Origin of the sequence: Vibrio sp. M260112 (assembly GCF_036533775.1) — a bacterium.
In the GTDB taxonomy this organism is placed as follows: Bacteria; Pseudomonadota; Gammaproteobacteria; order Enterobacterales; family Vibrionaceae; genus Vibrio.
Map to the genome: position 1 here is coordinate 1 of NZ_JATABH010000023.1, position 26,238 is coordinate 26,238.

At 44.0% G+C, this 26,238-nt stretch carries 24 protein-coding genes; 17 read left to right on the plus strand and 7 right to left on the minus strand.

Features of this window, described 5'->3' with window-relative positions:
* The first annotated feature begins 414 nt into the window (after positions 1 to 414).
* The gene (gene vpsR / locus QTN95_RS11490) at positions 415 to 1,749 is read left to right on the plus strand and encodes a cyclic-di-GMP-binding transcriptional regulator VpsR (protein WP_331417573.1); all 1,335 of its coding nucleotides are present in this window, start codon (positions 415 to 417) and stop codon (positions 1,747 to 1,749) included.
* 502 nt (positions 1,750 to 2,251) lie between these two features.
* Positions 2,252 to 2,503, plus strand: a complete 252-nt coding sequence (locus QTN95_RS11495; RefSeq protein ID WP_138972123.1) for a DUF1127 domain-containing protein — start codon at positions 2,252 to 2,254, stop codon at positions 2,501 to 2,503.
* Between the two features lie 37 nt (positions 2,504 to 2,540).
* Here QTN95_RS11495 and QTN95_RS11500 read toward each other — a convergent pair whose 3' ends face one another.
* Positions 2,541 to 3,575: an NADP(H)-dependent aldo-keto reductase gene (locus tag QTN95_RS11500; RefSeq protein ID WP_331417574.1), complete on the minus strand. Its 1,035-nt coding sequence runs from the start codon at positions 3,573 to 3,575 to the stop codon at positions 2,541 to 2,543.
* A gap of 128 nt (positions 3,576 to 3,703) precedes the next feature.
* Here QTN95_RS11500 and QTN95_RS11505 point away from each other — a divergent pair, with 128 nt between their 5' ends.
* Positions 3,704 to 4,015 (plus strand): DUF6482 family protein, encoded by a 312-nt coding sequence (locus QTN95_RS11505; RefSeq protein WP_331417575.1) that lies wholly within the window; start codon positions 3,704 to 3,706, stop codon positions 4,013 to 4,015.
* Here the strand turns inward: QTN95_RS11505 and mutH are convergent.
* A complete protein-coding gene (gene mutH, locus QTN95_RS11510) occupies positions 4,012 to 4,677 on the minus strand; it encodes a DNA mismatch repair endonuclease MutH (protein WP_138972121.1) in 666 nt (221 codons plus the stop codon). The two genes, QTN95_RS11505 and mutH, sit on opposite strands and share 4 nt — an antisense overlap.
* 632 nt (positions 4,678 to 5,309) lie before the next feature.
* Here mutH and rppH point away from each other — a divergent pair.
* From rppH to QTN95_RS11535, 5 genes are read left to right on the plus strand one after another with little or no spacing between them, the layout of a single operon-like run.
* A complete protein-coding gene (gene rppH / locus QTN95_RS11515; protein WP_138972120.1) occupies positions 5,310 to 5,828 on the plus strand; it encodes an RNA pyrophosphohydrolase in 519 nt (172 codons plus the stop codon).
* 2 nt (positions 5,829 to 5,830) lie between these two features.
* Positions 5,831 to 8,077 (plus strand): phosphoenolpyruvate--protein phosphotransferase, encoded by a 2,247-nt coding sequence (gene ptsP / locus QTN95_RS11520; RefSeq protein WP_138972119.1) that lies wholly within the window; start codon positions 5,831 to 5,833, stop codon positions 8,075 to 8,077.
* Between the two features lie 35 nt (positions 8,078 to 8,112).
* The gene (locus QTN95_RS11525) at positions 8,113 to 8,877 is read left to right on the plus strand and encodes a sulfite exporter TauE/SafE family protein (protein WP_419723652.1); all 765 of its coding nucleotides are present in this window, start codon (positions 8,113 to 8,115) and stop codon (positions 8,875 to 8,877) included.
* Between the two features lie 58 nt (positions 8,878 to 8,935).
* Entirely contained in the window at positions 8,936 to 9,757 is an 822-nt protein-coding gene (gene lgt / locus QTN95_RS11530) for a prolipoprotein diacylglyceryl transferase (RefSeq protein WP_269377394.1), read from the plus strand.
* Positions 9,758 to 9,766: 9 nt separating this feature from the next.
* Positions 9,767 to 10,618: a thymidylate synthase gene (locus tag QTN95_RS11535; RefSeq protein ID WP_138972116.1), complete on the plus strand. Its 852-nt coding sequence runs from the start codon at positions 9,767 to 9,769 to the stop codon at positions 10,616 to 10,618.
* A 64-nt stretch (positions 10,619 to 10,682) separates the two neighbouring features.
* Here QTN95_RS11535 and QTN95_RS11540 read toward each other — a convergent pair whose 3' ends face one another.
* Both QTN95_RS11540 and QTN95_RS11545 read right to left on the minus strand, forming a co-directional pair.
* Positions 10,683 to 11,831, minus strand: a complete 1,149-nt coding sequence (locus tag QTN95_RS11540) for a flavohemoglobin expression-modulating QEGLA motif protein (protein WP_331417576.1) — start codon at positions 11,829 to 11,831, stop codon at positions 10,683 to 10,685.
* A gap of 121 nt (positions 11,832 to 11,952) precedes the next feature.
* Positions 11,953 to 13,098, minus strand: coding sequence for a Na/Pi symporter (locus tag QTN95_RS11545; RefSeq protein ID WP_331417577.1), 1,146 nt, complete (start codon positions 13,096 to 13,098; stop codon positions 11,953 to 11,955).
* 410 nt (positions 13,099 to 13,508) lie between these two features.
* Here QTN95_RS11545 and nhaR point away from each other — a divergent pair, with 410 nt between their 5' ends.
* Together nhaR and QTN95_RS11555 are read left to right on the plus strand one after the other, a co-directional pair.
* Positions 13,509 to 14,399 carry a transcriptional activator NhaR gene (gene nhaR / locus QTN95_RS11550; RefSeq protein WP_331417578.1) on the plus strand — a complete coding sequence of 297 codons (891 nt, stop codon included), beginning with the start codon at positions 13,509 to 13,511 and terminating at the stop codon, positions 14,397 to 14,399.
* Between the two features lie 174 nt (positions 14,400 to 14,573).
* Entirely contained in the window at positions 14,574 to 14,870 is a 297-nt protein-coding gene (locus QTN95_RS11555; RefSeq protein ID WP_331417597.1) for an ArsR/SmtB family transcription factor, read from the plus strand.
* Positions 14,871 to 14,968: 98 nt separating this feature from the next.
* On the opposite strand, the gene rpsT is transcribed toward QTN95_RS11555, so the two are convergent.
* The gene (gene rpsT, locus QTN95_RS11560; RefSeq protein ID WP_038206410.1) at positions 14,969 to 15,229 is read right to left on the minus strand and encodes a 30S ribosomal protein S20; all 261 of its coding nucleotides are present in this window, start codon (positions 15,227 to 15,229) and stop codon (positions 14,969 to 14,971) included.
* Positions 15,230 to 15,476: 247 nt separating this feature from the next.
* Between rpsT and murJ the strand changes: the two genes are divergently transcribed.
* From murJ to ispH, 6 genes are all read left to right on the plus strand, one after another.
* On the plus strand, positions 15,477 to 17,045 hold the full coding sequence (gene murJ / locus QTN95_RS11565) for a murein biosynthesis integral membrane protein MurJ (protein ID WP_331417579.1): 1,569 nt from the start codon (positions 15,477 to 15,479) through the stop codon (positions 17,043 to 17,045).
* 85 nt (positions 17,046 to 17,130) lie between these two features.
* Positions 17,131 to 18,075 (plus strand): bifunctional riboflavin kinase/FAD synthetase, encoded by a 945-nt coding sequence (gene ribF / locus QTN95_RS11570; protein WP_331417580.1) that lies wholly within the window; start codon positions 17,131 to 17,133, stop codon positions 18,073 to 18,075.
* A 55-nt stretch (positions 18,076 to 18,130) separates the two neighbouring features.
* Positions 18,131 to 20,959: an isoleucine--tRNA ligase gene (gene ileS / locus QTN95_RS11575; protein ID WP_331417581.1), complete on the plus strand. Its 2,829-nt coding sequence runs from the start codon at positions 18,131 to 18,133 to the stop codon at positions 20,957 to 20,959.
* Between the two features lie 74 nt (positions 20,960 to 21,033).
* A complete protein-coding gene (lspA, locus tag QTN95_RS11580) occupies positions 21,034 to 21,543 on the plus strand; it encodes a signal peptidase II (RefSeq protein WP_331417582.1) in 510 nt (169 codons plus the stop codon).
* 141 nt (positions 21,544 to 21,684) lie between these two features.
* Positions 21,685 to 22,116, plus strand: a complete 432-nt coding sequence (fkpB, locus tag QTN95_RS11585) for an FKBP-type peptidyl-prolyl cis-trans isomerase (protein ID WP_331417583.1) — start codon at positions 21,685 to 21,687, stop codon at positions 22,114 to 22,116.
* 24 nt (positions 22,117 to 22,140) lie between these two features.
* Positions 22,141 to 23,106 carry a 4-hydroxy-3-methylbut-2-enyl diphosphate reductase gene (gene ispH, locus QTN95_RS11590; RefSeq protein ID WP_171052205.1) on the plus strand — a complete coding sequence of 322 codons (966 nt, stop codon included), beginning with the start codon at positions 22,141 to 22,143 and terminating at the stop codon, positions 23,104 to 23,106.
* Positions 23,107 to 23,212: 106 nt separating this feature from the next.
* On the opposite strand, the gene QTN95_RS11595 is transcribed toward ispH, so the two are convergent.
* The gene (locus tag QTN95_RS11595) at positions 23,213 to 24,697 is read right to left on the minus strand and encodes a carbon starvation CstA family protein (RefSeq protein ID WP_331417584.1); all 1,485 of its coding nucleotides are present in this window, start codon (positions 24,695 to 24,697) and stop codon (positions 23,213 to 23,215) included.
* A gap of 205 nt (positions 24,698 to 24,902) precedes the next feature.
* On the opposite strand from QTN95_RS11595, the gene QTN95_RS11600 reads away from it, so the two are divergent.
* Positions 24,903 to 25,244, plus strand: coding sequence for a DUF2799 domain-containing protein (locus QTN95_RS11600; protein ID WP_138971375.1), 342 nt, complete (start codon positions 24,903 to 24,905; stop codon positions 25,242 to 25,244).
* A gap of 61 nt (positions 25,245 to 25,305) precedes the next feature.
* Here the strand turns inward: QTN95_RS11600 and murQ are convergent, their stop codons facing one another.
* The gene (murQ, locus tag QTN95_RS11605; RefSeq protein WP_331417585.1) at positions 25,306 to 26,232 is read right to left on the minus strand and encodes an N-acetylmuramic acid 6-phosphate etherase; all 927 of its coding nucleotides are present in this window, start codon (positions 26,230 to 26,232) and stop codon (positions 25,306 to 25,308) included.
* Between the last annotated feature and the right edge of the window lie 6 nt (positions 26,233 to 26,238).

Genomic DNA, 26,238 nt, shown 5'->3' on the forward strand with positions numbered 1-26,238 from the left:
GCGAAGTCATCAACATCAATAAGCCAGTGAGCCAACATAAAAAATACCCTCAAATATGAAATGTTTGAGGGTATTTTCAACCAACCACAGGATCGTTCAACTGATCATTTACTTAACTGATCGGAGTTAACCTTCGGGTGGTTTTTTTATTTCTATCGTTAGTTTGGTGATTTTCTGTCGCTAAGTGATTCAGTGATAAAGAAAGGATGTCATTCGGTAAGATAATGAAATTTTATTTATGGCGGTAAAATAGTTTGAATCTACTCTCACAACGTATGGAAAAAGGGCGATTCAACCTCTAGTCTTATTATTGAGACAGATTATCTGCCAGAGTCTCTATAATGTAACCAAATAGATTTATATGTGCCTAGGTACACATTGTATTCATATTATCAATAATAAGGAATATGCTTCATGGGTAGTCAGTTCCGAATGGATTCCGTTCCGGGTTCTTTGGTCGTAGTTGGAGGAACCTACGAACCGTGGCTTTCAGTGTTAGAGCAGGTAGGTTGGAGATGTACTCAGTGTGGAGATTTACGAAAGGCCGATGCGCTGTTTACTGAAACAGGCCCTTGTATTGGCATCGTCGATCTAAGTCATGATGAGTTTAGTCTTAACGGTATAGCAAACCTAGTTAGCAAACATAAGCAAGTTCGCTGGTTAGCGTTTATCAGAGAGTCTCAATTGAGTTCAGATACTATCTGTCAGTTCATTGTTAACTTCTGTATCGACTTTTTTACTGCACCAATTCCAGATGCGCAGCTTCTTAGTACAATCGGACACCAGCTTGGAATGCTCAAGCTAGAGAAGAAAGTATGGCCTCATTATGGCAATCAAAGTGACATGGGAATGATTGGTGATTCTATCCCAGTAAAACGTCTCCGTGATCAGATTAAACGTATTGGTCCAACTGACGTCAGCATTCTTATATATGGTGAGAGTGGTACCGGAAAAGAGACGGTGGCTCGAGCAGTTCATCGAACGTCTGCCCGAGCAAACAAAGAATTCATCTCTGTGAACTGTCGAGCGATGTCAGAGCGCCGTATTGAGAGCGATCTATTTGGTATCAATCGTGATGATTTAAGTGAGCCCTCGATTCTTGAAAAAGCGCACGGAGGAACGATCCTCCTTAATGATATTTTGACTTTACCGAAATCTCAGCAGTTCAATCTGCTCAGATTCCTTCAAGAAGGTATGGTTGATACAGCATCAGGCCGTAAAGAGGTTGATGTGCGTGTTTTAGCTGCTAACTCAGCCGATATCGAAAAAGCATTGATTGATGGTGACTTCAACGAAGAGCTTTATCACTATATCAATGTATTGCGCATTAATGTCCCTAGCCTGAAAGAGCGTGCAGGAGACGTTGCAATTTTGGCTCGCCATTTCTTGCAGGAGTACTCGAAAGAGTACAATGCTCAGGCCCGCAGCTTTACTGAAGAAGCGACCCGTGCATTAACTCGCTACCATTGGCCTGGTAACGTTCGTGAACTCATGAACCAGATTAAACGAGTGGTGCTAATGTCGGATACCGTGATGTTAGATGAAGTTCACCTCGATTTACCAAAGCGCAGTGATAGCCGCCGTAGCCTCAAGAGCATTCGTGAGCGCAGCGAGCGAGATGCACTACTTTTGGTTCTTGAATCGCATGCAGGGCAAGTGTCTATGGCAGCCAAAGAGCTCGGTGTATCACGTGCAACAATGTATCGTTTGTTGAACAAACATAACCTGATCTCTGACATTACTGTCTAATTGTTTGTTTTGTAAATAAAAAGCCACGTTCTTCCCGAGTGTGGCTTTTTTATTTGGCACGGATAATGCTCTGTCATACAGATATAACTAAGTTGAATATATTATATCTAACCATCCATTTTGGTTATTTTTGGGTTAAAAAATTGTTTTAATCTTATCGACAAAAAAGGGTTGAATTTATAACCTTCATGGTTAGAATTTAACCATGAGCTAGAGCTCATACCCATCAAACTTTGGATTATTACATTAGCTAGGAGGCACACAATGAAACATATCACTGTTAAATCATTTATTTGTGTCTCTATCGATCTAACCATCTCTAAGATGGCTGACTTCAAATGCAGTGCGTTTGGCGCCGATCGAAAACTAACTGACCTAATGTAATTAGTCCGTATCCACATTTTTTAATTGGCTGCGGGAAAGCAGCGAATTAAAACACCTTATTGATCTTTATCGATTCGTTGATCTTTTCCCAGCTACCAAACTCAACTGGAGAAAACTCATGAGTCATTCTGTATATCTAAAACTAGCAACGCTATTGGTAAAAGCTGATCTACGTCGTGAAGAGAAGCAATGGAAACGCAAATTACGTCGCAGTGCGTTCGATATTCCATGGAATAATGAGCATTTGTTACGTGATATTGGTCTTGAGCTAGATGGACGCCCAATCGGCTTTTCTGAGCCAGACAGCGTTAAGGCCGAACGCCGCATTCGTCATCTTCGTCGTGTGCTAAGCGCGCGAATACCGACGTAATCAAAAGGGCAGGTGGCTTCGCCTGCCCGACTCAATACTATGGACAAGGATTGGAGTAAGTCGTCCCAATTTCTTGAATACCTTGAAGCAACTCATCGGTTAAAACGACATCTAAACTATCAATATTTGATTTAAGCTGATCCAAGTTTGTCGCACCAATGATATTGGCTGCGACAAAAGGTCTTTGATTGACAAAAGCTAACGCCATTTGAGCAGGATCTAAGCCATGATTTCTCGCCAGATTTACGTATGCTTGAGTGGCTTCAATACCTTGTGGAGTAAAATAGCGGACAAAGCGTTCGAACAAAGAACAGCGAGCCCCTTCTGGTTTATGTCCATTTAGGTATTTTCCACTTAAGCAACCGAAGGCCAATGGTGAGTAGGCGAGCAGCTGAACACCTTCATAGTGGCTGATTTCTGATAAGCCAACTTCGAAACTACGATTGAGCAAGTTGTAAGGGTTTTGAATTGATACGATTCGCGGAAGCTCATGTTTTTCCGCTAGCCTCAGCAATGTCATCACACCCCAAGGCGTTTCATTCGATACGCCGATATAGCGAATTTTCCCAGCCTTAATTAGCTCAGCTAGCGCTTCAAGTGTCTCTATTAGCGTTACCTCTTCCTGTGTGTCAGGATAAGGGTAATTCAGCTGACCAAAACAGTTAGTTTTTCGTTGTGGCCAATGCAGTTGGTAAAGATCAACATAGTCGGTTTGCAGACGTTTTAAGCTATCGTCGATGGCTAAGTGGATATTGCGACGATCTAAGCTCATATTTTCGCGGATGTAGGGAACATTACGCGGGCCTGCGACTTTTGTTGCGAGGACGACTTTTTCTCTTTTTCCGGATTTCGCTAGCCAATTACCAATGAATTGCTCCGTTAGACCCTGTGATTGTCCTTGTGGTGGAACAGGATACATTTCAGCGGTATCAATGAAGTTCACACCACGCTCCAATGCATAATCCAGTTGGCTGAATGCTTCTTGCTCGGTGTTTTGTTCACCAAATGTCATCGTGCCAAGACAGATCTTACTAATCTCCAATGTGGAGTGAGGTAGCTTGTTATATTGCATCGACCTTCCTTGTTGTAAAGAGAGATATGATCCCACTATAGGGGAATCGAGTATCAATAGAAAAGGGGACAGCTAACAAATTCGCAAAATTGCGCAAGTTGACTACTATTGAATACTGGAGGTGAAGAATGCAAAAAACTCAATTACATAAGTGGATTCATGGTGAGCACAAAGAAAGTTACCAACCACCTAAGGTGTTTGTTATAAGCTGTTCAGACCTATCTCAATACTTGCTCGCAGTTGAATACAAGCACAAACTCGAACCAATAAGAATCGACGATGACCCCGTTCACTTTGACTCACTAGAACAAGTCAAAGATGAACTCAATCGTTTGGGAGTGGAGAGGGCATATCTTCGTTTACACAATGCTTATGATGAATGTGGTTTAGGTGATGGCCCTTCGTATCATGATCAAGAGATATTGTTCACAACCCACTAAATGAAGTTGTTCTCCAAAATCTTTGCCGTAAATTGGGTTCTTAAATAAAAACCTCGCGGCAGGGTTTTTATTGGCTTTCCACTGGCACCATAGGCCTCTGTTAGAACACGACTGTTTGCTGCTTTCGGACGAAGTTGTAGTACTTCTCCGTGGCGTGCGGTGATCTGTTCAACACGACCGAGCACGATCATTTCCATTAATTCTTCCCAGTCAGTGCGCAGTTGCTGTTCTTCTTCCTCCGTTGGGGACCAGATAAGAGGAGAGCCCACTCGCCTTTCTGAAAGGGGGATCTCTCGTTCTCCTTCAACTGGCACCCAAAGCACGCGTGACAGTTTATTACGCACGTGGCTGGTTTCCCAAGTCAGGCCGTGAACACCGATCAGCGGAGCAACACAAACAAAAGTCGTTTCGAGTGGTTTTCCGATATAGCTGATCGGGATTGTCTTTAGTTCAATTCCCAGCTGTTCAAAATCTTGTTGTGGCTTGCTGCCCGCGGTTGCTCCTAGGTGCCACTCCAATAGTTGTCCAACCCATCCTTTATCTCGGCGAAGATCGGGTGGCACATCAATGTCGGCTTCTGCCGCTAACTCTTGAAAGGACATCCCCGCAATATCGCAGGCTCTGGAGAGTAACTCTTGCTCGGACTTAGGCTCTGATTTCATATCGGTTGGTGTCGATTGGTTTAATGTGCTTATTGTAGCGAATTACTTTCAAATTACGACCAACAAGCAAAGATCGAACAGTTCGAAAAATTGGTGAAAAGATCAACGTTCAACTAGTTATCCACAGGTGATGGCGAAAAAAAGTGATTTTTTTGCAAGTATGTATGAATTAACAGGGGTTTAGGCAGACAAAATAGCTTGAGTTTTGGCTCTGATGGTGACTATTGATGATCGTGGTGTGGATAAATGCACTGCTGGTGGATCTTTGACCGATCTGATCATGAAGATGAATTGCTCTAACGATAGGCCTTTATGATATTTGGTTTTAATATTTAAGTTGTTGTTTTTATTTTACTTATTTCTATTATTTTCATGTTTTTTATGTGTTTCCTTCTCAATCTGTATGCTTATTGATCACTTTCTCATTGATTCTTCACATACTTATACACAGAAAAGGTGAATAAATGTGGGCTATGTCTCACAACTGTGTGAGTAACCTTTGGTTTGATTAAAAGTTATCCATTTTGGGTGTCCAAAGTAATATTTTCTGTGTTAGTCACACTAGTAAGTTTGCTCATATTGGGGATATGTGGAAAAATCACTGTAATTAAGAATTTAATAGAGGTTGGCCAGTGATAGATGGCGATGGTTACCGCTTAAATGTGGGTATTGTAATCTGTAACAGCCATGGTCAGGTCTTCTGGGCAAAACGATACGGACAACACTCTTGGCAATTCCCTCAGGGAGGGATTGATGAAGGTGAAACCCCTGAACAAGCAATGTACAGGGAGTTATATGAAGAGGTTGGTCTTAGCAAAAAAGACGTAAAAATCGTAGCGACGAGTCGTCATTGGCTGAGGTACAAGTTACCTAAGCGGCTAGTTCGTTGGGATTCTAAGCCTGTTTGTATCGGCCAAAAACAGAAATGGTTTCTACTGCGTTTAGATTGTGATGAATCAAGGATCAACATGCAACGTGGTAGTTCCCCTGAATTTGATGGTTGGCGTTGGGTAAGTTATTGGTATCCAGTCAGACAAGTGGTTTCTTTTAAGCGCGATGTTTATCGTCGGGCAATGAAAGAGTTTGCATCAATGGCAATGCCATTTAAAGAACGCAGAGTGAAAGGCAAACGTAAACACAAAAGAGGATAGACATGCTTTCTCAACTAAGGGAAATAGTTGAACAAGTTTCTAAAGTCGATGAAGTTCATCAGGCTTTAGATATCTTGGTTAAACAAACATGCAGTGCGATGAGCACTGAGTGTTGCACTGTCTATCTCGCCAATGAAGAGATGCAGCGCTTAGAGTTAATGGCGACTCAAGGCCTGCGTTTCAAAGGCGACAAAATCCACATTCGCTTTAGTGAAGGTCTCGTTGGTTTGGTTAAGCGTAGTGCCGAACCTCTTAACATTGCTGAAGCCTCAAAACACCCCGATTTCAAGTACTTTTCTGAGCTTGGTGAAGAGATTTATCAAAGCTTCCTTGGCACGCCAATTATCTATCGTAAGCAAGTTCTCGGTGTATTGGTGGTTCAGCAAAAAACGCCTCGCTTATTTAATGAGATGGAGGAGTCATTCCTAGTCACGCTGGCTGCTCAGCTTGCGGTTATCATTGCGCATGCCCAAACTCAGGGACATTGGCGTCTTGAGAAAAAACAGCAAGCAATACGTGGCGTACCCGCTTCATCAGGGGTAGCGATAGGTGATTTTTGGTGGGATGACACCCAGCCTGATCTGACGAATGTCTATCCTGCATCGACGTTGGATATTGAACGCGAACAAGAGTGGTTACTGTTGGCGATCGAAGAGGCGTTGAATGATTTTCGCCGAATGCGTAAGCGACTTGATAACGAGATCAATAAAGATGCGCTAGCGATTTTTGATCTGTTTACCCACCTGCTTAATGATCCTATGCTGCGTAAAGATTTAAAGGCGCAGATTCACAAGGGAGACCGAGCAGACTGGGCATTGCGTCAAGTGGTCGAATCCTACTCTAACCGTTTTGCTCGTATGTCGGATGTTTATCTCAGAGAACGAGCTCAGGACATCCGCGAATTGGGGCAACGGTTATTGTTCTTCTTGTACAACACGGATCAAGATAGAACGGTCATTGATAAACCCGTTATTTTAGTCGTGAGGGAGTTGACGGCAAGCTTGCTCGCTTCGATTCCCAAAGATAAGTTACTCGCGGTTATCTCACTGGAAGGAGCGGCCAATTCTCACGCTGCGATTCTTTCCCGTGCATTAGGCATTCCCGCGGTTATGGGGGCTAACCTTAACCCTAAAGCGATAAAAGGCAAGTTGGGTATCGTCGATGGTTACAGCGGAAAAATACTGATTTCACCAAACAAACAGTTACTACGCGAGTACCGTGCTTTAGCTAATGAAGAGCGTGAATTGGCTAACAAGGTTAATCAACGCATCGAAGACCCCGCTTTTACCAAAGATGGTGAGCGAATTGAGGTGATGTTGAACGCGGGTTTGAGTGCTGATGCCAATATTGCGATTAACCAAGGTGTCGACGGCGTAGGGCTTTATCGAACCGAGATTTCTTTCTTACTTCAACACAGGTTTCCGTCAGAAGAAGAGCAGACTCAGCAGTATCAAGCTGTGTTAGACACCTATCCAGATAAACGTGTGGTGATGCGTACCTTGGATGTGGGTGGTGATAAGGCATTGCCATATCTACCCATTGAGGAAGACAACCCATTTTTAGGCTGGCGTGGGATTCGTTTTACATTGGATCATCCAGATATTTTCTTGATGCAGATCCGCGCTATGATGCGTGCGAGTGCCACTCATCAGAATTTAAGTATCTTGTTACCTATGGTTTCTGGGGCTCAAGAGCTTGATGATGCGATTGCTCTAATAGAACGTGCTCACCAAGAAGTGGTGCTGTTAGATCAACGCATTCGTATGCCACAAATCGGAGTGATGATCGAAGTTCCATCGATGATCTATCTGCTGCCGTTGATTGCCAATAAAGTCGACTTTGTTTCTATCGGGACTAATGACTTAACTCAGTATCTACTAGCGGTTGATCGCAACAACTCACGTGTAGCGGATGTTTATGAGTCAATGCACCCTTCGGTGATCATGGCCCTTAAGCATATTCATTCGACCTGTCAGGAATTAAATATTCCAGTCTGTATCTGTGGAGAGCTCGCCGGTGACCCAATTGGCGCTTTATTGATGGTCGGTTTAGGTTACCGAAGTCTAAGTATGAATACCTCAAACGTTGCTAAGGTGAAGTACTTGTTGCGTCATACCGAAACTGGAGAATTGCAACAACTGGCTGACAAAGCTCTGATGCAACCTTATGGTCATAACATTTATACTATGATGCAGTCATTTTTTGAGGATAAGGGCTTCGCAGGCTTTATTCGAGCAGGTAACAAATAGGGTTCAATGTGTCGATAGAATTACTTTTGTCTTTTATGGCTCTCGGTGCCGTGGTCGGCGTCATGGCTGGTTTGTTGGGGATAGGTGGTGGGCTCATTGTTGTTCCAGCCTTATTGTTCATGCTCCCTGCGGCCGGTATCGATGCAAATATTAGTATGCACATTGCTCTGGCTACGTCATTAGCGAGTATTATTGCGACCTCTGGTTCATCTGCACTCAATCATTTTAGACTTGGGAATGTCGATATGTTCGTGGTCAAGTGGTTGATGCCAGGTGTGGTTGTTGGCGGTTTTTTAGGCGCGAATGTCGCCGAATGGATTCCGTCTCAACACTTACCGAGAGTCTTCGGGGTTATCGTATTGTTACTGGCTATTCAGATGTTATTTTCTATTCATGGTAAAGCATCTAAGAGCATGCCAGGCAGCACTGCCACTATGTTTTATGGCACGGGTATTGGTGTTATTTCGAGTCTCGCTGGTATTGGTGGCGGTTCTCTCTCGGTTCCGTTCTTAAACCGCCATGGTATCGAAATGCGCAAAGCAGTGGGGTCGTCGTCAGTGTGTGGTTGCCTTATCGCCATTTCAGGAATGGTCGGCTTTATTCTCCATGGTTACAAGATTGAGGATTTGCCAGCGTATAGCATTGGTTACGTTTATCTACCTGCTTTAATCGCAATTGCATCCACCTCTATGCTCACCACGCGCATTGGTGCTAAGCTTGCTACCTCATTACCTACACCTACATTGAAAAAAATCTTTGCACTATTTTTAATGTTTGTTGCCGGAACTATGTTGCTATAACGCGCTCTCATCTTATACGTTTCGAAATAATCTGAACTTTATAAAGAGTATTAATCCTATGTCTCAGGGATATCTAACTTTTCCAAATATTGATCCAGTGCTTGTCTCCATTGGACCGCTATCTATCCGTTGGTATGGATTGATGTATTTAGTCGGCTTTGCTTTCGCGCTCTGGCTTGCCAATAGACGAGCTGATAAAGCCGATAGTGGCTGGACGCGAGAGCAGGTATCTGACTTGCTATTTGCCGGTTTCTTAGGGGTTGTGATTGGTGGCCGTGTTGGCTATGTGATTTTCTATAACTTTGACCTTTTCCTTCAAGACCCACTTTATTTATTTAAGGTCTGGACGGGGGGGATGTCGTTCCACGGTGGTCTCCTTGGTGTGATTAGCGCCATGTTCTGGTACGCAAAGAAAAACGGCCGTACCTTTTTTGGTGTCGCTGACTTTATCGCGCCGTTAGTGCCATTTGGTTTAGGTATGGGACGCTTGGGTAACTTTATGAATAGCGAACTGTGGGGACGTGTAACAGATGTGCCATGGGCGTTTGTCTTCCCTAATGGTGGTCCTTTGCCTCGCCATCCGTCTCAGCTTTATGAGATGGCGTTGGAAGGTGTGGTACTGTTCTTTATCTTAAACTGGTTTATCAAAAAACCTCGCCCGCTCGGATCGGTGTCTGGATTGTTTCTCGCGGGTTACGGAACCTTCCGTTTCCTTGTAGAATACGTGCGCGAACCGGATGCCCACTTAGGTCTATTTGGTGGATTTATCTCAATGGGACAAATCCTCTCACTACCTATGGTGATTATCGGGATTCTTATGATGGTTTGGGCGTATAAACGTGGCCATTACAAAGATGAATTACCACAACAAGCGAAGTAAGGAATTGGTGTGAAACAGTATTTAGATCTCTGTCAGCGAATCGTTGACCAAGGTGAGTGGATTGAAAACGAACGTACTGGCAAACGTTGCCTGACCGTTATCAATGCGGATCTAACGTACAACGTGGCAAATAACCAGTTTCCATTGGTGACAACGCGAAAAAGCTTCTGGAAGGCCGCTGTTGCTGAGTTGCTTGGCTATATTCGTGGTTACGATAACGCTGAGGACTTTCGCAAACTAGGTACGAAAACGTGGGATGCAAATGCGAATCTGAATGAAGCTTGGCTAAATAACCCTTACCGTAAAGGTGACGATGATATGGGGCGCGTTTACGGCGTTCAGGGGCGAGCATGGGCCAAACCTGATGGTGGTCATATCGACCAACTGCGTAAAATTGTAGATGATCTGACTCGTGGTGTTGATGATCGCGGTGAAATTCTAAACTTCTACAACCCTGGTGAGTTCCATATGGGTTGCTTGCGACCTTGTATGTACAGTCATCACTTCTCGTTACTGGGTGATACGCTTTATTTAAACAGTACTCAACGCTCCTGTGATGTCCCTCTTGGGCTTAATTTCAATATGGTTCAGGTCTACGTCTTTTTGGCCATTATGGCGCAAATTACCGGTAAGAAGCCGGGTCAGGCGTATCATAAGATTGTTAACGCACATATCTATGAAGACCAATTGGAGTTGATGCGTGATGTGCAGTTAAAGCGTGAGCCACTAAAAGCGCCGAGCTTCCATATTAACCCTGAGATTAAGAGTCTAGAAGATTTAGAAACTTGGGTGACACTGGATGATTTTTGGGTTGAAGGTTATGAGTACCATGATCCGATTCAATATCCGTTTTCGGTGTAACACGGTTTAATTTTGAATAATGAGAAAAGGGCTCCAAGAGCCCTTTTTTTTGTTTTTCAGATGGTTATTTCAGCGCGTTGGCGACAAACTTGTAGATAGGATCCGTAAGCGCAGGATTAGCGATAGCCGGACTAATAAACTTAGGAGGAATAAGGATACCGTCCTCGACCAAAGATTTTATGGTCGAGAAATAGCGTATCTCCGTTTTACCTGTCAGCAGCAAATTAAAATCCTCACCGAGTTGCTCATAGGCGTTGAGAATCTCTCTAAACCCTCTGAGATAGAGGTAATCTTTGGTATAGCCTCCGCCACGGTATACACGGCTTGTAATCGTAAATGCCGTCATATCGTCCGCTTTATACTGCTCTTTAAGTAGCATAAAGGTATTTCTAAAATCGCGGTCAACGATCATCGATTCTACTGCGACAACACGAAGTGCCAATGTTCTGAGGCGTTGCAGACTAAAGTGACCAGAAAGAAACTCACATAAGATAGCCAGCCCTTCTTGAGTAGTCGTATTGACAGGACAACCTAGACTCAGCAACTTCAGTGGTTGTGCTTGACCATTCAAAGTGGTTAACAGATGGACACCTAATTCATGGTGGGCGAGGGCGTGAAGTTCATTCGCAGAGATGCTTGCCGACGCATTAATTTTTACTTTGGTGCCTGACACTAATGCATTGGCGATCATGCTATCGTTGATTTCTATCTCCCCTGAATAGCCATGCTGGAAGCAAAACTGCTGCATAAACGCGGCAATCTCTTCACTGTTGTGGCGTGGAGAAGTATCTTCGTCAATGGGCAGATGTAGCAAGAAATGCGCATTTCGCACGTCCTTACTGCTTGGCTCACCAAAATAGCGTAGCGAGTTATACAAGAAGTCCGCACAACCAATAGAACTGAGCTGATCAAGCTTATCGGCATAGGATTGAATCACTTCAGCATAGAGTGAACGGAGTTTTTCATTATCGATATTTTCGATAGGAAGAGAGTAAAGATCTCGCTTGGCTTGATGAACATCAAACGTCTGCTCTTTATAGACAAAGTTAGGCTCGATAGAAAATCGATTATCGAAAAAACGCTGCCTCTCTTCGGCATAATTTTGTGGCGTTACGCTGCTTAAGATATCGATATCTTCAACGAGTGATGACAGTTGTTGATCTATTTGCCCTGCCACGGCGAGTAGTTGTTCGTTTTCTTTATGGTCCATCATAGTGTACGTCGCTGTTTTTCTTCAGTGTGTATCAGCTGATGATTTTTTACCAATGAAAACCGATCCATAAATAACAAAAAAGGAGAGCATGGGCTCTCCTTTCAGAAATCGTATTGGCTGATTACGCAGTCATTGCCAGAATCACACCAGGTAGCAAGATAAATACGGATAGTAAGTAACCTATAACGACCGTTTTATTCTTAACTGCCATATCAGAAATGAAGTCAGCACCTTTAAGAGGAATTTCACGTAGGAATGGAATTCCGTAGATTAATACTGTTGCCATGATGTTGAATACTAAGTGAACCAGAGCAATTTGAAGAGCGAATACTGCGAACTCGCCAGATACTGCTGTTGCTGCTAGTAGAGCGGTAATACAAGTACCGATGTTAGCACCTAGTGTAAATGGGTATACATCGCGAACTTTTAGTACACCAGTACCAACCAGTGGAACCATCAGGCTTGTTGTTGTCGATGAAGACTGAACCAGCACAGTAACAATTGAACCAGACGTGATGCCGTGAATTGGACCACGACCAATCGCATTTTTTAGGATCTCACGCGCACGGCCAACCATTAGACTCTTCATCAACTTACCCATTACAGTAATTGCGACGAAGATAGTTGCGATACCCAGTGCGATAAGCAGGACACCACCAATCGTGTCACCAAATGTGCTTAGCGGTTCTTTCACTGCGCTAACAACGGGTTTAGTGATTGGTTTGATGAAGTTAAGACCTTTGATGCTCATATCACCCGTTGCTAGGAACGGAGAAACTAACCAATGAGAAATCTTATCTAAAATACCAAACATCATTTCAAGAGGTAGGAAGATCGCAACCGCAAGAAGGTTAAAGAAGTCGTGAATAGTTGCACTGGCAAAAGCGCGCTTAAACTCTTCTTTGCAACGAACGTGTCCTAATGAAACAAGCGTATTTGTCACTGTTGTGCCGATATTCGCACCCATCACCATAGGGATAGCTGTTTCTACCGGAAGACCGCCGGCAACGAGGCCCACGATAATTGAAGTTACTGTACTTGAAGACTGGATCAGTGCTGTTGCGACTAAGCCGATCATCAAACCTGCTACAGGGTGAGAGGCAAATTCAAATAGAACTTTAGCTTGATCGCCAGTCGCCCATTTAAAACCACTGCCAACCATCGATACCGCTAGAAGTAGCAGATACAACATGAATGCCAAGTTAGCCCAGCGCAACCAGCGAGTAGTGCTCGAAATTGGCGCCGCTGTAGTAGTAGCTTGGTTCATAATCATTTTCTCCGTGGACCGTTAATGTCTTTGTTTTGGTCTGTTGTTGAAACTGAGGCTGATGGTAGAGATGAAATATTTCAGTAATATTACAGTTCCGTGTAACCGCTTTGTTTTTCATCATAACAAACGAATACAGCTGTATTTTGAATTTTACAATAGATTTAAGATTTTGATTTTAAAGTTGTTTTTGCTTTATTTATTAGTGATTGTTCAATGTGACAAAAATCAAAAAAAAAGGAGAAAAAATCCTTTTGGTGATTCATTTATTACATTGGTTTGTAATAATTGAATTTAAAAGTTCGGTAAAACAGACGGTAATTTGTAAATGTGTAAGTTTTTCCGAGTTATTGTTGTCATGCTCAGCATTTGTTATAACCTTATCCATTCGAACTTAAAGAGTCATCGCGATGTCGCATTTAAATTACAACCACCTCTATTACTTCTGGATGGTCTGCAAGCAAGGTTCTGTAACAAAAGCGGCCGATGCTCTGTTTTTGACCCCGCAGACGGTTACTGGCCAAATTAAAGCGCTTGAAGATCGAATGGACGGTAAGTTAACGAAACGCAATGGTCGCAGTATTGAACCTACAGAGCTTGGCCAATTGGTATTTAAGTATGCCGATAGAATGTTTGGCCTAAGTTATGAAATGCTCGACATCGTTAATTACAGCCAACGAGCCAACATACTCTTTGATGTTGGTGTGGCTGATGCGCTTTCTAAACGTTTGGTGAGCAAAATTTTGTTAACCACTGTGCCTGATGACAATAGCATCCATTTACGGTGTTTTGAGTCGACTCATGAAATGCTACTTGAACAGCTTTCCCAGCATAAGCTGGATATGATTTTATCTGATTGTCCGGTTGACTCGAGCCAAAGCCCTGGCCTCTATAGTAAGAAACTTGGTGAATGCAATATGAGTTTCTTCTGTTCAGGTAATGTGGATAGTGTCAGTTTTCCTGCTGTATTAGAGCAGCGTAAATTGCTTATTCCTGGTAGTCGTACCGCAATGGGCCGCAAAGTATTACAGTGGTTTGATCGACAGGGTCTTCAAGCTAATATCCTTGGTGAGTTTGATGATGTGGCATTAATGAAAGCATTTGCCCGTTATCATCATGATGTCATCTTCTTAGCGCCGTCTATTTACGTTAAAGAAGTAGAAAGTGATCTCCTATTGCAGTTGATAGGCCATATTGATGAACTGAAAGAAGAGTATTATGTGATATTCGCTGAAAGGATGATTCAACACCCTGCTGTAAAGAATGTTTGTGATGTAGATTTCACGAGTTTATTTAATTAAACCAGATGGTTAATTAAACTGAATAGATTATTTTTCTCAGTTGAATTAATATTTGAAAGATTCGCTTAAACATAATTATTAATCGTGTGAATCTGGTTAGTACAGAAGGTTAGTTATTTCTGTAAGGCTGAAAATTTTTGTCAAAGTTATGCTTGTATCAAGAGGTCATTGGTGATGGATTTACAAGAGATGGAAAAAAACTCTGCAAAGGCAGTGGTGCTACTCAAGGCGATGGCGAATGAACGACGTCTTCAGATTTTGTGCCTGCTCCATAACCAAGAGCTATCCGTTGGAGAGTTGTGCTGCAAACTGGAATTGAGCCAGTCAGCGTTGTCGCAACATTTGGCTTGGTTAAGAAGAGATGGACTGGTTCATACTCGAAAAAAAGCTCAAATGGTTTATTACACATTAAGCAGTGAAGAAGTGAAGTCTATGATTCAGTTACTACACGAGCTTTACTGTGATAATTAAGAACAGGTGATGAGCAATTAATTACTCATTTACAAATAGCAGATATAAAAAAACCGGCCAAGGCCGGTTTTTTCTTTCACTGTATAATCAGAGTTCTATTAAAGAGCTTTGATTGCAGCAGAGAAACGAGACTTATGACGTGCAGCTTTATTCTTGTGAATAAGGCCTTTAGTAGCCATGCGGTCTAGGATTGGTGTAACTGTAGCAAAAGCTTCAGTTGCAGCAGCTTTGTCGCCTGCTTCGATAGCAGCAACAGTTTTCTTCATGTAAGTACGCATCATTGAGCGACGGCTAGCGTTGTGCTGACGACGTTTCTCAGCCTGGATAGCGCGCTTCTTAGCAGATTTACTATTTGCCAAGGGTCTAACTCCCAAAAACTTAGTTCAGTGACAATTTAAGGGCGAGGAATATCCCCTATTTGCTCTTAAATGTCAAATAATTTGTGCAAAAACCAATCGAGCCAAACAAATTTTGGATTGAAAGGTCTTCACGGTTAAGATGGCGGGGATTCTAACAGTATTTTTTTTTCAATGCTAATACTAATCTGCTCTGGTTATGACATTCCTAGTGTAAAGTAGAGCGAAATTTTTGATTCCCGAGGTAATTGTGAGTAAACGCCTACTCAAGTCTGGCATGATAGTGAGTGCCATGACCCTGATTTCTCGCGTACTTGGCCTAGTGCGAGATGTTGTTGTTGCCAACCAGATGGGGGCGGGTGCAAGCGCTGATGTTTTCTTCTTTGCCAATAAAATTCCCAACTTCCTCAGGCGTTTATTTGCTGAAGGTGCATTCTCTCAGGCATTTGTTCCTGTTCTGACTGAGTATCATGCTGCGGGAGATATGGATAAAACTCGCCAACTTATTGCGAGGGCCGCAGGTACCTTAGGGGTTCTTGTCTCGATAGTGACATTGTTTGGTGTCTTAGGTTCGGGAATCGTGACGGCTCTATTTGGTTTTGGCTGGTTTTTAGATTGGATGCATGGCGGCCCGTCGGCAGAAAAGTTTGTTCTGGCCAGCCTGATGCTCAAAATTACCTTTCCATATTTATGGTTCATCACGTTTGTCGCTCTTTCTGGGGCAATACTTAACACCATGGGGAAATTTGCCGTTTCTTCATTTACCCCAGTGTTCCTCAATGTGATGATCATTTTATCGGCCTGGTTTATTGCTCCTCAGCTAGCTCAACCAGAAATTGGTTTGGCGATTGGTGTGTTCCTCGGTGGTTTAGTCCAGTTCCTTTTTCAAATCCCATTTTTGATAAAAGCAGGAGTGATGGTTAAACCTCAGTGGGGATGGCGAGATCCTGGTGTGGTCAAAATTCGCACGTTAATGATTCCAGCGTTATTTGGCGTATCAGTGAGTCAGATAAACTTGCTGTTTGACACTTTTATCGCCAGCTTCCTTCAAACGGGATCGATCAGTTGGCTTTATTACTCAGACCGCCTGCTTGAATTTCCTCTTGGCTTATTTGGTATAGCCATTGCGACAGTCATCCTACCCGCGCTGTCACGCAAACACGTCGATGCTCACAACGAAGGCTTTGCCCAGACAATGGACTGGGGCGTACGCATGGTGACACTACTGGGTATTCCCGCGATGTTGGGCTTGATGGTGCTAGCAAAACCTATGTTGATGGTGCTGTTCATGCGTGGGGAATTTACGCCACAAGATGTCGAGTTTGCTTCGATGTCATTGATGGCTTATGCGTCTGGTTTACTCAACTTTATGCTGATTAAAGTTCTCGCCCCTGGTTATTATTCTCGCCAAGATACAAAAACGCCTGTGAAGTACGGCATTATCGCAATGGTAACGAACATGGTCTTCAATGCTATCTTCGCTTATTTTTATGGCTATGTCGGTCTGGCTATTGCGACGGCACTATCGGCTTTGGTCAACATGACTCTACTATATAGAGGTTTGCATATCGCAGGTGTTTACCAGTTAACACGCAAAACACTCATCTTTGTTGGCAAGCTAATTATTGCGGGTGGCTTAATGGTCACAGCGATCATGTGGCAGTTGGAAGAGATGAGTATTTGGCTGAGCTGGAGTTTAGCTCATCGCGTGATGTGGTTGTCTATGCTGATTGGTTTAGGTGCAGGCGTTTATTTGGTGGCACTTCTGGTTATGGGTATACGTTTAAAAGACTTAAAAGCAGCGACAGAGCGAACCTGATTAGTATATAATCCGTCAGTTTCACGCAATGTTTACTCTTTTAGACAGTATTTATAGCCAATAGATAGGTTTTTAGCAGTCCCCAATGGAATTGATTCGAGGTATTCACAATATCAAACCCCACCATCAAGGGTGTGTATTGACGATCGGAAACTTCGATGGTGTTCATCTTGGACATCAGGAAGTATTACGACAAGTGTCTGAACAGGCTAAGGAATTAGGTCTGCCCTCGACGGTAATGACATTCGACCCTCAGCCATTGGAACTGTTTGCTAAAGATAAAGCACCAGCGAGGCTGACACGCCTCAGAGATAAGTTTGTTCAACTGAGTAAATTGAATATTGAAAGGTTGCTTTGTGTAAACTTTAACCTTAAGTTCGCCAATCAAACCCCTGAGGCATTTATTAGTGACTTGTTGGTAGCGCGTTTGGGTGTTAAGTTTCTCGTCGTAGGCGATGATTTCTGCTTTGGTCATGGTCGTAAGGGGAACTTTGCGATGCTGCAAGAAGCAGGAAAAAAGTACGGCTTTGAAGTGGTCAGCACACAAAGCTTTCGCTTAGCTGAGTTGCGGGTTAGCAGCACTGCAATACGTCGGGCATTAGCGCAAGATAAGCTTGATGAAGCTGCGCAAATGTTAGGACGTCATTATAGTATTAGTGGTCGAGTCTCTCATGGTCGTAAATTGGGTAGAACCATTGGTTTCCCTACGGCAAATATCCCACTAAAACGTTGCGTATCTCCAGTGTCAGGTGTTTATACCGTTGAGGCATTATGTCTTGATGATGGGCCTATTGGAGGTGTGGCGAACATTGGTAACCGACCGACGGTTAACGGTGTACGTCAGCAACTAGAAGTACATTTATTCGACTTTAAAGCCAATTTATATGGTAAACAGTTGGAAATCGTACTTTTAGATAAGATTCGAGATGAGCATAAATTTGAGTCATTCGAAGCTTTGAAACAACAAATTGAATTGGATGCTGAAGCAGCAAGGGTGTGGCTGCGTCAGCGTAAAGACCAAGCGGTTTAGTTCGCTGCTTGGCATAATGTCTAACTGTCACCCAACACAACGGAATTAAGAATCGATGAGTGAGTATAAAGATACCCTGAACCTTCCTGAAACAGGGTTTCCGATGCGCGGCAATCTGGCCAATCGTGAGCCAGAGATGCTTGAGCGTTGGTACAAAGAAGACCTTTACGGTGAAATCCGTAAAGCGAAGAAAGGCAAAAAATCTTTCGTTCTACACGATGGTCCTCCATACGCGAATGGTGACATTCACATTGGCCACGCACTAAACAAGATTCTTAAAGACATTATTATTAAATCCAAAACACTTTCTGGTTTTGATGCACCGTACATTCCAGGTTGGGACTGTCACGGCCTACCAATTGAACTAATGGTAGAGAAGAAGAAAGGCAAACCAGGCCAAAAGATCTCTGCGGCAGAGTTCCGTGAAGAGTGTCGTAAATACGCTCAAGGTCAGGTTGAAGGTCAAAAAGAGAGCTTCAAGCGTCTAGGTATCATGGGAGAGTGGGATAAGCCTTACCGCACGATGGATTTTGCTACCGAAGCAAATATCATCCGCGCGTTAGGTAAAATCGCTGACAATGGTCATCTACTGAAAGGCTTCAAGCCAGTTCATTGGTGTACGGACTGTGGTTCGGCACTTGCTGAGGCTGAAGTAGAGTACAAAGACAAAGTTTCTCCTTCGATTGATGTTCGCTTCAAAGCGACAGATGCTGCGGCTCTACTATCGAAGTTTAATCTTATTGAAGGTCATGAAGGCGAAGGCGATATCTCAATTGTTATCTGGACGACGACACCGTGGACACTGCCAGCAAACCGCGCAGTATGTTTACGCGGTGATCTAGAGTATGTACTTGTCCAAATTGAAGGTGAGTCTAAAGAGCGCATCATCGTTGCGTCTGAATTAGCGAAAGATGTCATGGACCGTGCTGGTATTGAGCACTTCCACAACCTAGGTTTTGCTAAGGGTAGCGATCTTGAATTGCTTCAGTTCAATCACCCATTCTATGACTTTACCGTGCCAGCGATCTTAGGTGATCACGTGACTACTGATTCGGGTACAGGTGTTGTCCATACCGCGCCAGGTCACGGTCAAGAAGACTTCGCAGTAGGTAACCAATACAACCTAGAAGTGGCTAACCCTGTAGGTTCAAACGGCGTTTACCTACCAGATACTGAGTTGTTTGCTGGTCAACACGTATTCAAAGCGAACGATGCGGTCGTTGAAACGCTCAAAGAAAAAGGCGCGCTTCTTCATCACCACGCTTATGAGCACAGCTACCCACACTGTTGGCGTCATAAGACTCCAATCATCTTCCGTGCAACACCTCAGTGGTTTGTATCGATGGACCAAGCAGGTCTACGTGCTAAGGCACTAGAGTCAATCAAAGGTGTGGAGTGGATGCCTGAGTGGGGTCAAAGTCGTATCGAAGGTATGATTGAAGGTCGTCCTGAGTGGTGTATCTCACGCCAACGTACTTGGGGTGTGCCGATCGCTCTATTCGTTCACAAAGAAACTGCAGAGCTTCATCCAAACACAATTGAACTGGTTGAGAAAGTTGCTCAACTTGTTGAAGAAAAAGGTATCCAAGCTTGGTGGGATCTAGAAATTTCAGAACTACTTGGTGATGACGCTGATAAATACGAGAAAGTACTTGATACTCTAGACGTATGGTTCGATTCAGGTGTTACTCACTATTCAGTGGTTGACGCTCGTGAAGAGTACAACGGCAACAGCGCAGATCTTTACCTGGAAGGTTCTGACCAACACCGTGGTTGGTTCCAGTCGTCATTGATTTCATCTATCGCGATGAAAGGTGAAGCGCCATACAAGCAAGTGTTAACGCACGGTTTCGTTGTAGATGGTCACGGTCGTAAGATGTCGAAATCGATTGGTAACGTAGTTGCACCGAAAGATGTCACGAACAAGCTAGGTGCAGATATTCTGCGTCTATGGGTTGCATCAACAGACTACACTGGCGAAGTCGCGGTATCTGATGAAATTCTTAAGCGCTCTGCTGATGCGTACCGTCGTATCCGTAACACAGCACGTTTCTTCCTTGCGAACCTAAGTGGTTTCAACCCTGCAACGGATATTGTTCCTGCAGAAGAAATGGTTGCACTTGATCGTTGGGCTGTTGGTCGCGCACTAGCGGCTCAGGAAGAAATTGTTAAAGCATACGGCGAGTACAACACTCACGCAGTGACTCAGCGCTTGATGCACTTCTGTTCGATTGAGATGGGTTCATTCTACCTAGACGTGATCAAAGACCGTCAGTACACAGCAAAACGTGGCGGACATGCTCAACGTAGCTGTCAGACGGCGCTTTACTACATCGTAGAAGCGTTGGTACGTTGGATGGCTCCTATCATGTCGTTTACAGCGGATGAAATCTGGAATGAAATGCCAGGTGAGCGCGATAAGTTTGTTTTCACTGGTGAATGGTTCGACGGCCTGTTCGGATTGACTGAAGGTGAAGAGCTGAACAACGAGTTCTGGGCTGAGATTCAGGTGATTCGTGGTAGCGTAAACAAGCTGCTAGAAGACGCTCGTAAAGACAAGACAATCGGTGGCTCTCTACAAGCTGAAGTCACGCTATATGCCGACGATGCACTTCTGGCTAAGCTAGGTAAGCTAGAAGACGAACTGCGTTTTGCTCTACTGACATCAACCGCCGTGGTTAAGTCTCTAGGTGAAAAATCTCAAGCAGCACAAGCGACCGATGTTGAAGGTCTGTTTGTTGAAGTTAAAGCGACTGAAAACGAGAAGTGTGACCGCTGTTGGCACCATACTCCAGACGTTGGTACGATCGAAGGCCATGAGAAGATCTGTGGTCGTTGTGTATCGAACGTAGATGGTGAAGGCGAAGTACGTAAATTTGCATAATTCGCATTAGCGTAACTGAACTTTTCAGAAATTAAATAGCCCCAGTATTTACTGGGGCTACTTTTAGGAACTGTATGAACGAGCAAACATTAACTCTTAAACAATCAGGTGTACGTTGGCTATGGCTAGCGTTGGTTATCTTCCTTGCGGACATCGGTATTAAACTGTTTGTGATGGATAATATGGGTTATGGATGGGCAAATCGAATAGAGGTACTGCCTTTCTTCAATTTCCTTTATGTTCATAATTACGGCGCTGCGTTTAGCTTCCTGAGCGATCAGGCTGGCTGGCAACGTTGGCTATTTACTGGGATTGCATTTGCAGTCACCGCAATGCTGACTTACTGGATGAGTAAACTTCCAGCGGCCGAAAAGTGGAACAATATCGCCTACGCTATGATTATTGGTGGTGCGGTAGGTAACGTCTTCGATCGTGTCGTCCATGGTTATGTGGTCGATTACCTCGACTTTTACTGGGGTAATTATCATTGGCCAGCATTCAATCTGGCTGATACTACTATCTGTATTGGTGCTGCGATGATTATCTTAGATGGCTTTCGTAAAAAAGACGACGCCAAAGCTTAATTCGTGATGAATTGAATAACCCTAAGCGCTGTCGGTTGATTACGATGGCGCTTTTTAGTATACCCGTCTAGTTTGAATCCGAGCGCCAATTTGACGGCGACACATCTATTAAAACAATAACGACACCAAGGAAGCAGTAACGTGACTACAATCGCCCAAGATTCAGCAGTAACTTTGCACTTTACGATCAAAATGAAAGATGGGTCTGTTGCCGACAGTACCCACAACATGGGCAAACCAGCCAAACTAGTGATTGGTGATGGTAGCCTTAGTGAAAACTTTGAACAGTGTTTGCTGGGTCTTAACTCAGGTGACCAAAAGGCTATTGAACTTAAAGCTCAAGATGCGTTTGGTTTGCAAAATCCAGACAATATTCATCATATGGACCGTGCTAAGTTTGTTGGTGACGCGGAAGTGGAAGTGGGCACCATCATGGCTTTTTCTGGCCCAGACGGAATGGAAATTCCTGGCATTATTACCGAAATAGCTGGCGACTCTGTGACCGTAGATTTCAACCATCCGCTAGCAGGACAGGATGTGACTTTTGAAGTTGAGATTTTGTCAGTAGAATAACCGCCCAAAGAAGAAAACAACGCCATGAGCAATGAAATGAAAATTCTATTAGCCAACCCTCGCGGTTTTTGTGCCGGTGTTGATCGTGCGATCAGCATTGTTGAACGTGCATTAGAAATGTACCAACCACCAATCTACGTACGCCATGAGGTGGTTCACAACCGTTTTGTCGTGGAAGGCCTCAAGCAGCGTGGTGCGATCTTTGTTGAAGAGTTGCATGAAGTTCCAGATGACAATATCGTTATTTTTTCTGCTCATGGTGTGTCTCAAGCAGTACGCAAAGAGGCCAAAGAGCGTGCTCTCACCGTTTTTGACGCAACTTGTCCCTTAGTGACTAAAGTGCACATGGAAGTAGCTCGTGCGAGTCGTAAGCATATGGAAGTTGTGTTGATTGGTCATGCTGGACATCCTGAAGTTGAAGGTACAATGGGGCAATACGCCAGTGATAAAGGCGGTATGTACTTGGTGGAAACGCCAGCGGATGTAATCGCTCTTAAAGATAAGGTGCGTGATCCAAGCCACCTGCACTATGTGAGCCAAACAACGCTATCAGTGGATGAGACTGCAGATGTCATTGACGAGCTGCGTCGTGTCTTCCCTGACATTCAGGGGCCGCGCAAGGATGACATCTGTTATGCAACGCAAAATCGCCAGGACGCGGTTCGCGAAATGGCAGAGGATGTGGATGTTATGATTGTCGTCGGGTCTAAAAACTCTTCAAATTCTACTCGCCTTAAAGAACTGGCAGAAAAGCTGGGAACGCCGGGCTACCTCACTGACTGCACGGAAGACATCAAGTCGGAATGGTTTGAAGGCAAAACGAAAGTAGGGGTGACCGCGGGTGCTTCTGCTCCAGAGGAGTTGGTCAACCAAATCCTAGACCGAATAAAAGAGTTGGTCGGTGCTCGCTCGGTAGAAGAGATTCAAGGGCGTGAAGAGAATATGTTCTTTGAAGTACCGAAAGAGCTACAGATTAAGCAAATCGATTAATGATCACAACAACAAAAAGCCAGCGTTAAAGCTGGCTTTTTTACGCGCTTTACAATAGAAAAGGCTCCCGAAGGAGCCTTAGTTTTCATTACGTTTTTGTTTTGAGCTACGCAGTTTCTGTGACTGCTTGTGGTTTCTCTTCGTCAGCAAGGTCAGTTTCACCTTTACCTTTGGATCTCTTAATCACGTAAGCGGTAACGGCTAGAGCAAACAGTACTCCAGAAATCGTTGAAATTTGAATTGGCAGACCAAAACCTAGTGAACTGTTATTGAGAATGAAGGTAACACACACTGTCGTCATGAACATTGCAGGGATAGTGGTAATCCAGTGCAGCTTGTTATGGCGTAGTAGGTACGCGGATGCAGTCCATAGCATCATGACCGCGGTCGTTTGGTTAGCAAAGCCGAAGTAACGCCAGATAATGCCGAAATCTACTTGAGTCAAGATGCCACCGATAACGAATAGTGGAACTGCCATCAATAGTCGGTTGCGCAGTGTTTTTTGCTCCATGTTGAAGTATTCAGCTAGGATCAAACGGCTAGAGCGAAATGCAGTATCACCAGAAGTGATAGGTAGGATGACGACACCGAGGAAAGCGATTACACCACCAAAGACACCGAGTAGGCCAAATGATGCGCTGTAAACGACATTACCAGGACCACCGTTTTTCACAGCTTCAGAGAGTGATTCTAGTGAGCCAAAGAAAGATAGAGCGATCGCACACCAGATTAGCGCGATGACACCTTCACCGATCATTGCACCGTAGAAGACGAAGCGACCATTCTTTTCATTTTCCATACAGCGAGCCATCAGCGGAGACTGGGTTGCATGGAAACCTGAAATGGCACCACATGCGATAGTGATAAATAGCGCTGGCCATAAAGGCATATCATTTGGGTTAAGGTTAGTTAGCATATCGCTGACTTGGAAATCACCCATTACAGTGTGTTCGCTAGAGAAAGCAATCGCTGTCATTAGACCGACCGACATGAAGATAAGTAGGGCGCCAAATAGTGGGTAGAAGCGACCAATGATTTTATCAACAGGAACAATTGTAGCGATGATGTAGTAAGCGAAAATCGCGATAACCATGGTCGTCATGCTAACGTTCAGGCTAGTTTGATCGTTAATTAGGTTAGTGATCATTCCCGCAGGTGCTGAAACAAATACCACGCCGACTAGCAACAGAAGAACAATGGCAAAGATGTTCATAAAGTGTTTTGCGCCATTGCCTAGGTAGCGGCCTGTGATGGTCGGCACTGAAGCACCACCATTACGTACTGATAGCATACCTGAGAAGTAGTCATGTACCGCACCAGCAAAAATACAGCCGACCACAATCCATAGCATTGCTGCAGGGCCGTAAAGGGCTCCCATGATTGGGCCAAAGATAGGACCCACACCAGCAATATTCAGTAGTTGAACCAAGTAGACTTTTTTCGTCGACATTGGAACGTAGTCAACACCATCTTGCATAGTATGCGCAGGGGTTTGACGTTTTTCGTTAATACCAAAAATCTTCTCTACGAATGCGCCGTAGAGAAAGTAGCCACATATCAGGGCCGCGACACAGGTTAGAAACCACAACATAGCACTTGTTCCTTAGTGAAATTAATTAAGCTCACCATGCATACTAAGTCTTTCTCGGGCAATCATCATTCGCTTCTGAAGTAAGTGGTCGTATAGAAAAATGAGTGGTTTTCTGAGCTATTAAGTGGTTTTTTCTGTCAGTGAGTGGCAATTGTTGAAGTTTAGTGGTTTGATTAATCACTGGAGATAAAGTCAAGGAAAAACAATGAGGAAGATAATTGTCGTAGCCATAATGACGGTTCTGACTGCGTGTGTGAGTAGCCCTGAGCAACTCGCAAAACAAGGAGACTGGTATCAAATTGGTTTTCAAGATGGAGTCAGTGGTCACACTCAGCGTTCTTATAAAGAGCTGACAAGTTTAGGCGCAGTTAAGCAGGCAGATTATGAAACGGGTTACTCGGAAGGTATCGGCCAATACTGCAACCCAGATTTCGCCTATCAGATAGGATTGTCTGGTCAATATTACGAAGGTGTGTGTGAAGGTACAGAGAGTGCGCAAAAGTTTCGAATGGAATGGCAGCGTGGCTGGAATGAATACCAGAACTAGCCATTGTTAATCGCATATAACAGAGGGGAGCAAGTTAGCCTCTGCTCCCCTAGTTATTCAGTTAATCGTTGTGGTGAAGCTGAACCGCTTTGCGCAAAAAACCGTCTTGTTTATCGAGTTTACTTTTTGCTTCAGCAACGTCCATTCCAGTGAGAATCATCAGAATGGCTACCTTAACGTCATAGTGAGTTTGTTCGAGCGTTGCAATCGCTTCACTGTTATCACAATCAGTTGCCTGCATAACGATGCGTGCAGCGCGTGCAACCAGCTTTTTGTTGGTTGCTTTCACATCAACCATTAGGTTCTGATAACTCTTACCTAAACGAATCATTGATGCTGTCGTTAGCATATTCAGCACAAGTTTTTGCGCTGTTCCGGATTTTAATCGAGTCGATCCTGTAAGAGCTTCTGGCCCCACAATTGGGCTAATCGCTATTTGTGCAATATCGGCGATGGGAGAGTCAGGATTACAGGACAGGGCAACGGTGGTTGCGCCAATTTGGTTTGCGTATTCGAGCGCTCCAATCACGTAAGGTGTTCTGCCGCTGGCAGCAATACCAACCACCACGTCATTGTGAGCAAAATTGATCGCTTTAAGGTCTTTGATGCCTAAGGTAAATGAGTCTTCCGCACCTTCTTTCGCTTTTAAAATCGCCTCTGGTCCACCAGCGATAAGTCCAATCACCATCTGATCGGATACGCCAAAAGTAGGAGGGCACTCTGAGGCGTCTAAAACACCCAAACGACCACTGGTTCCTGCCCCCATGTAGATCAAACGCCCTCCGCTCTTAAATGCCTCTGTGATTTTATCGACGGCTTGAGCGATTTCAGGTAACACTTTCTCGACCGCCAGAGGAACCTGTTGGTCCTGTTGATTGATTCGCTTGACGATTTCACTTGAAGGCAAGAGGTCGATATCCATGGTCTCAGGATTACGCCCTTCAGAAACTAAATGTGAAAGTGCAGCGATAAGCGCATCATTAGTCATAGTTGT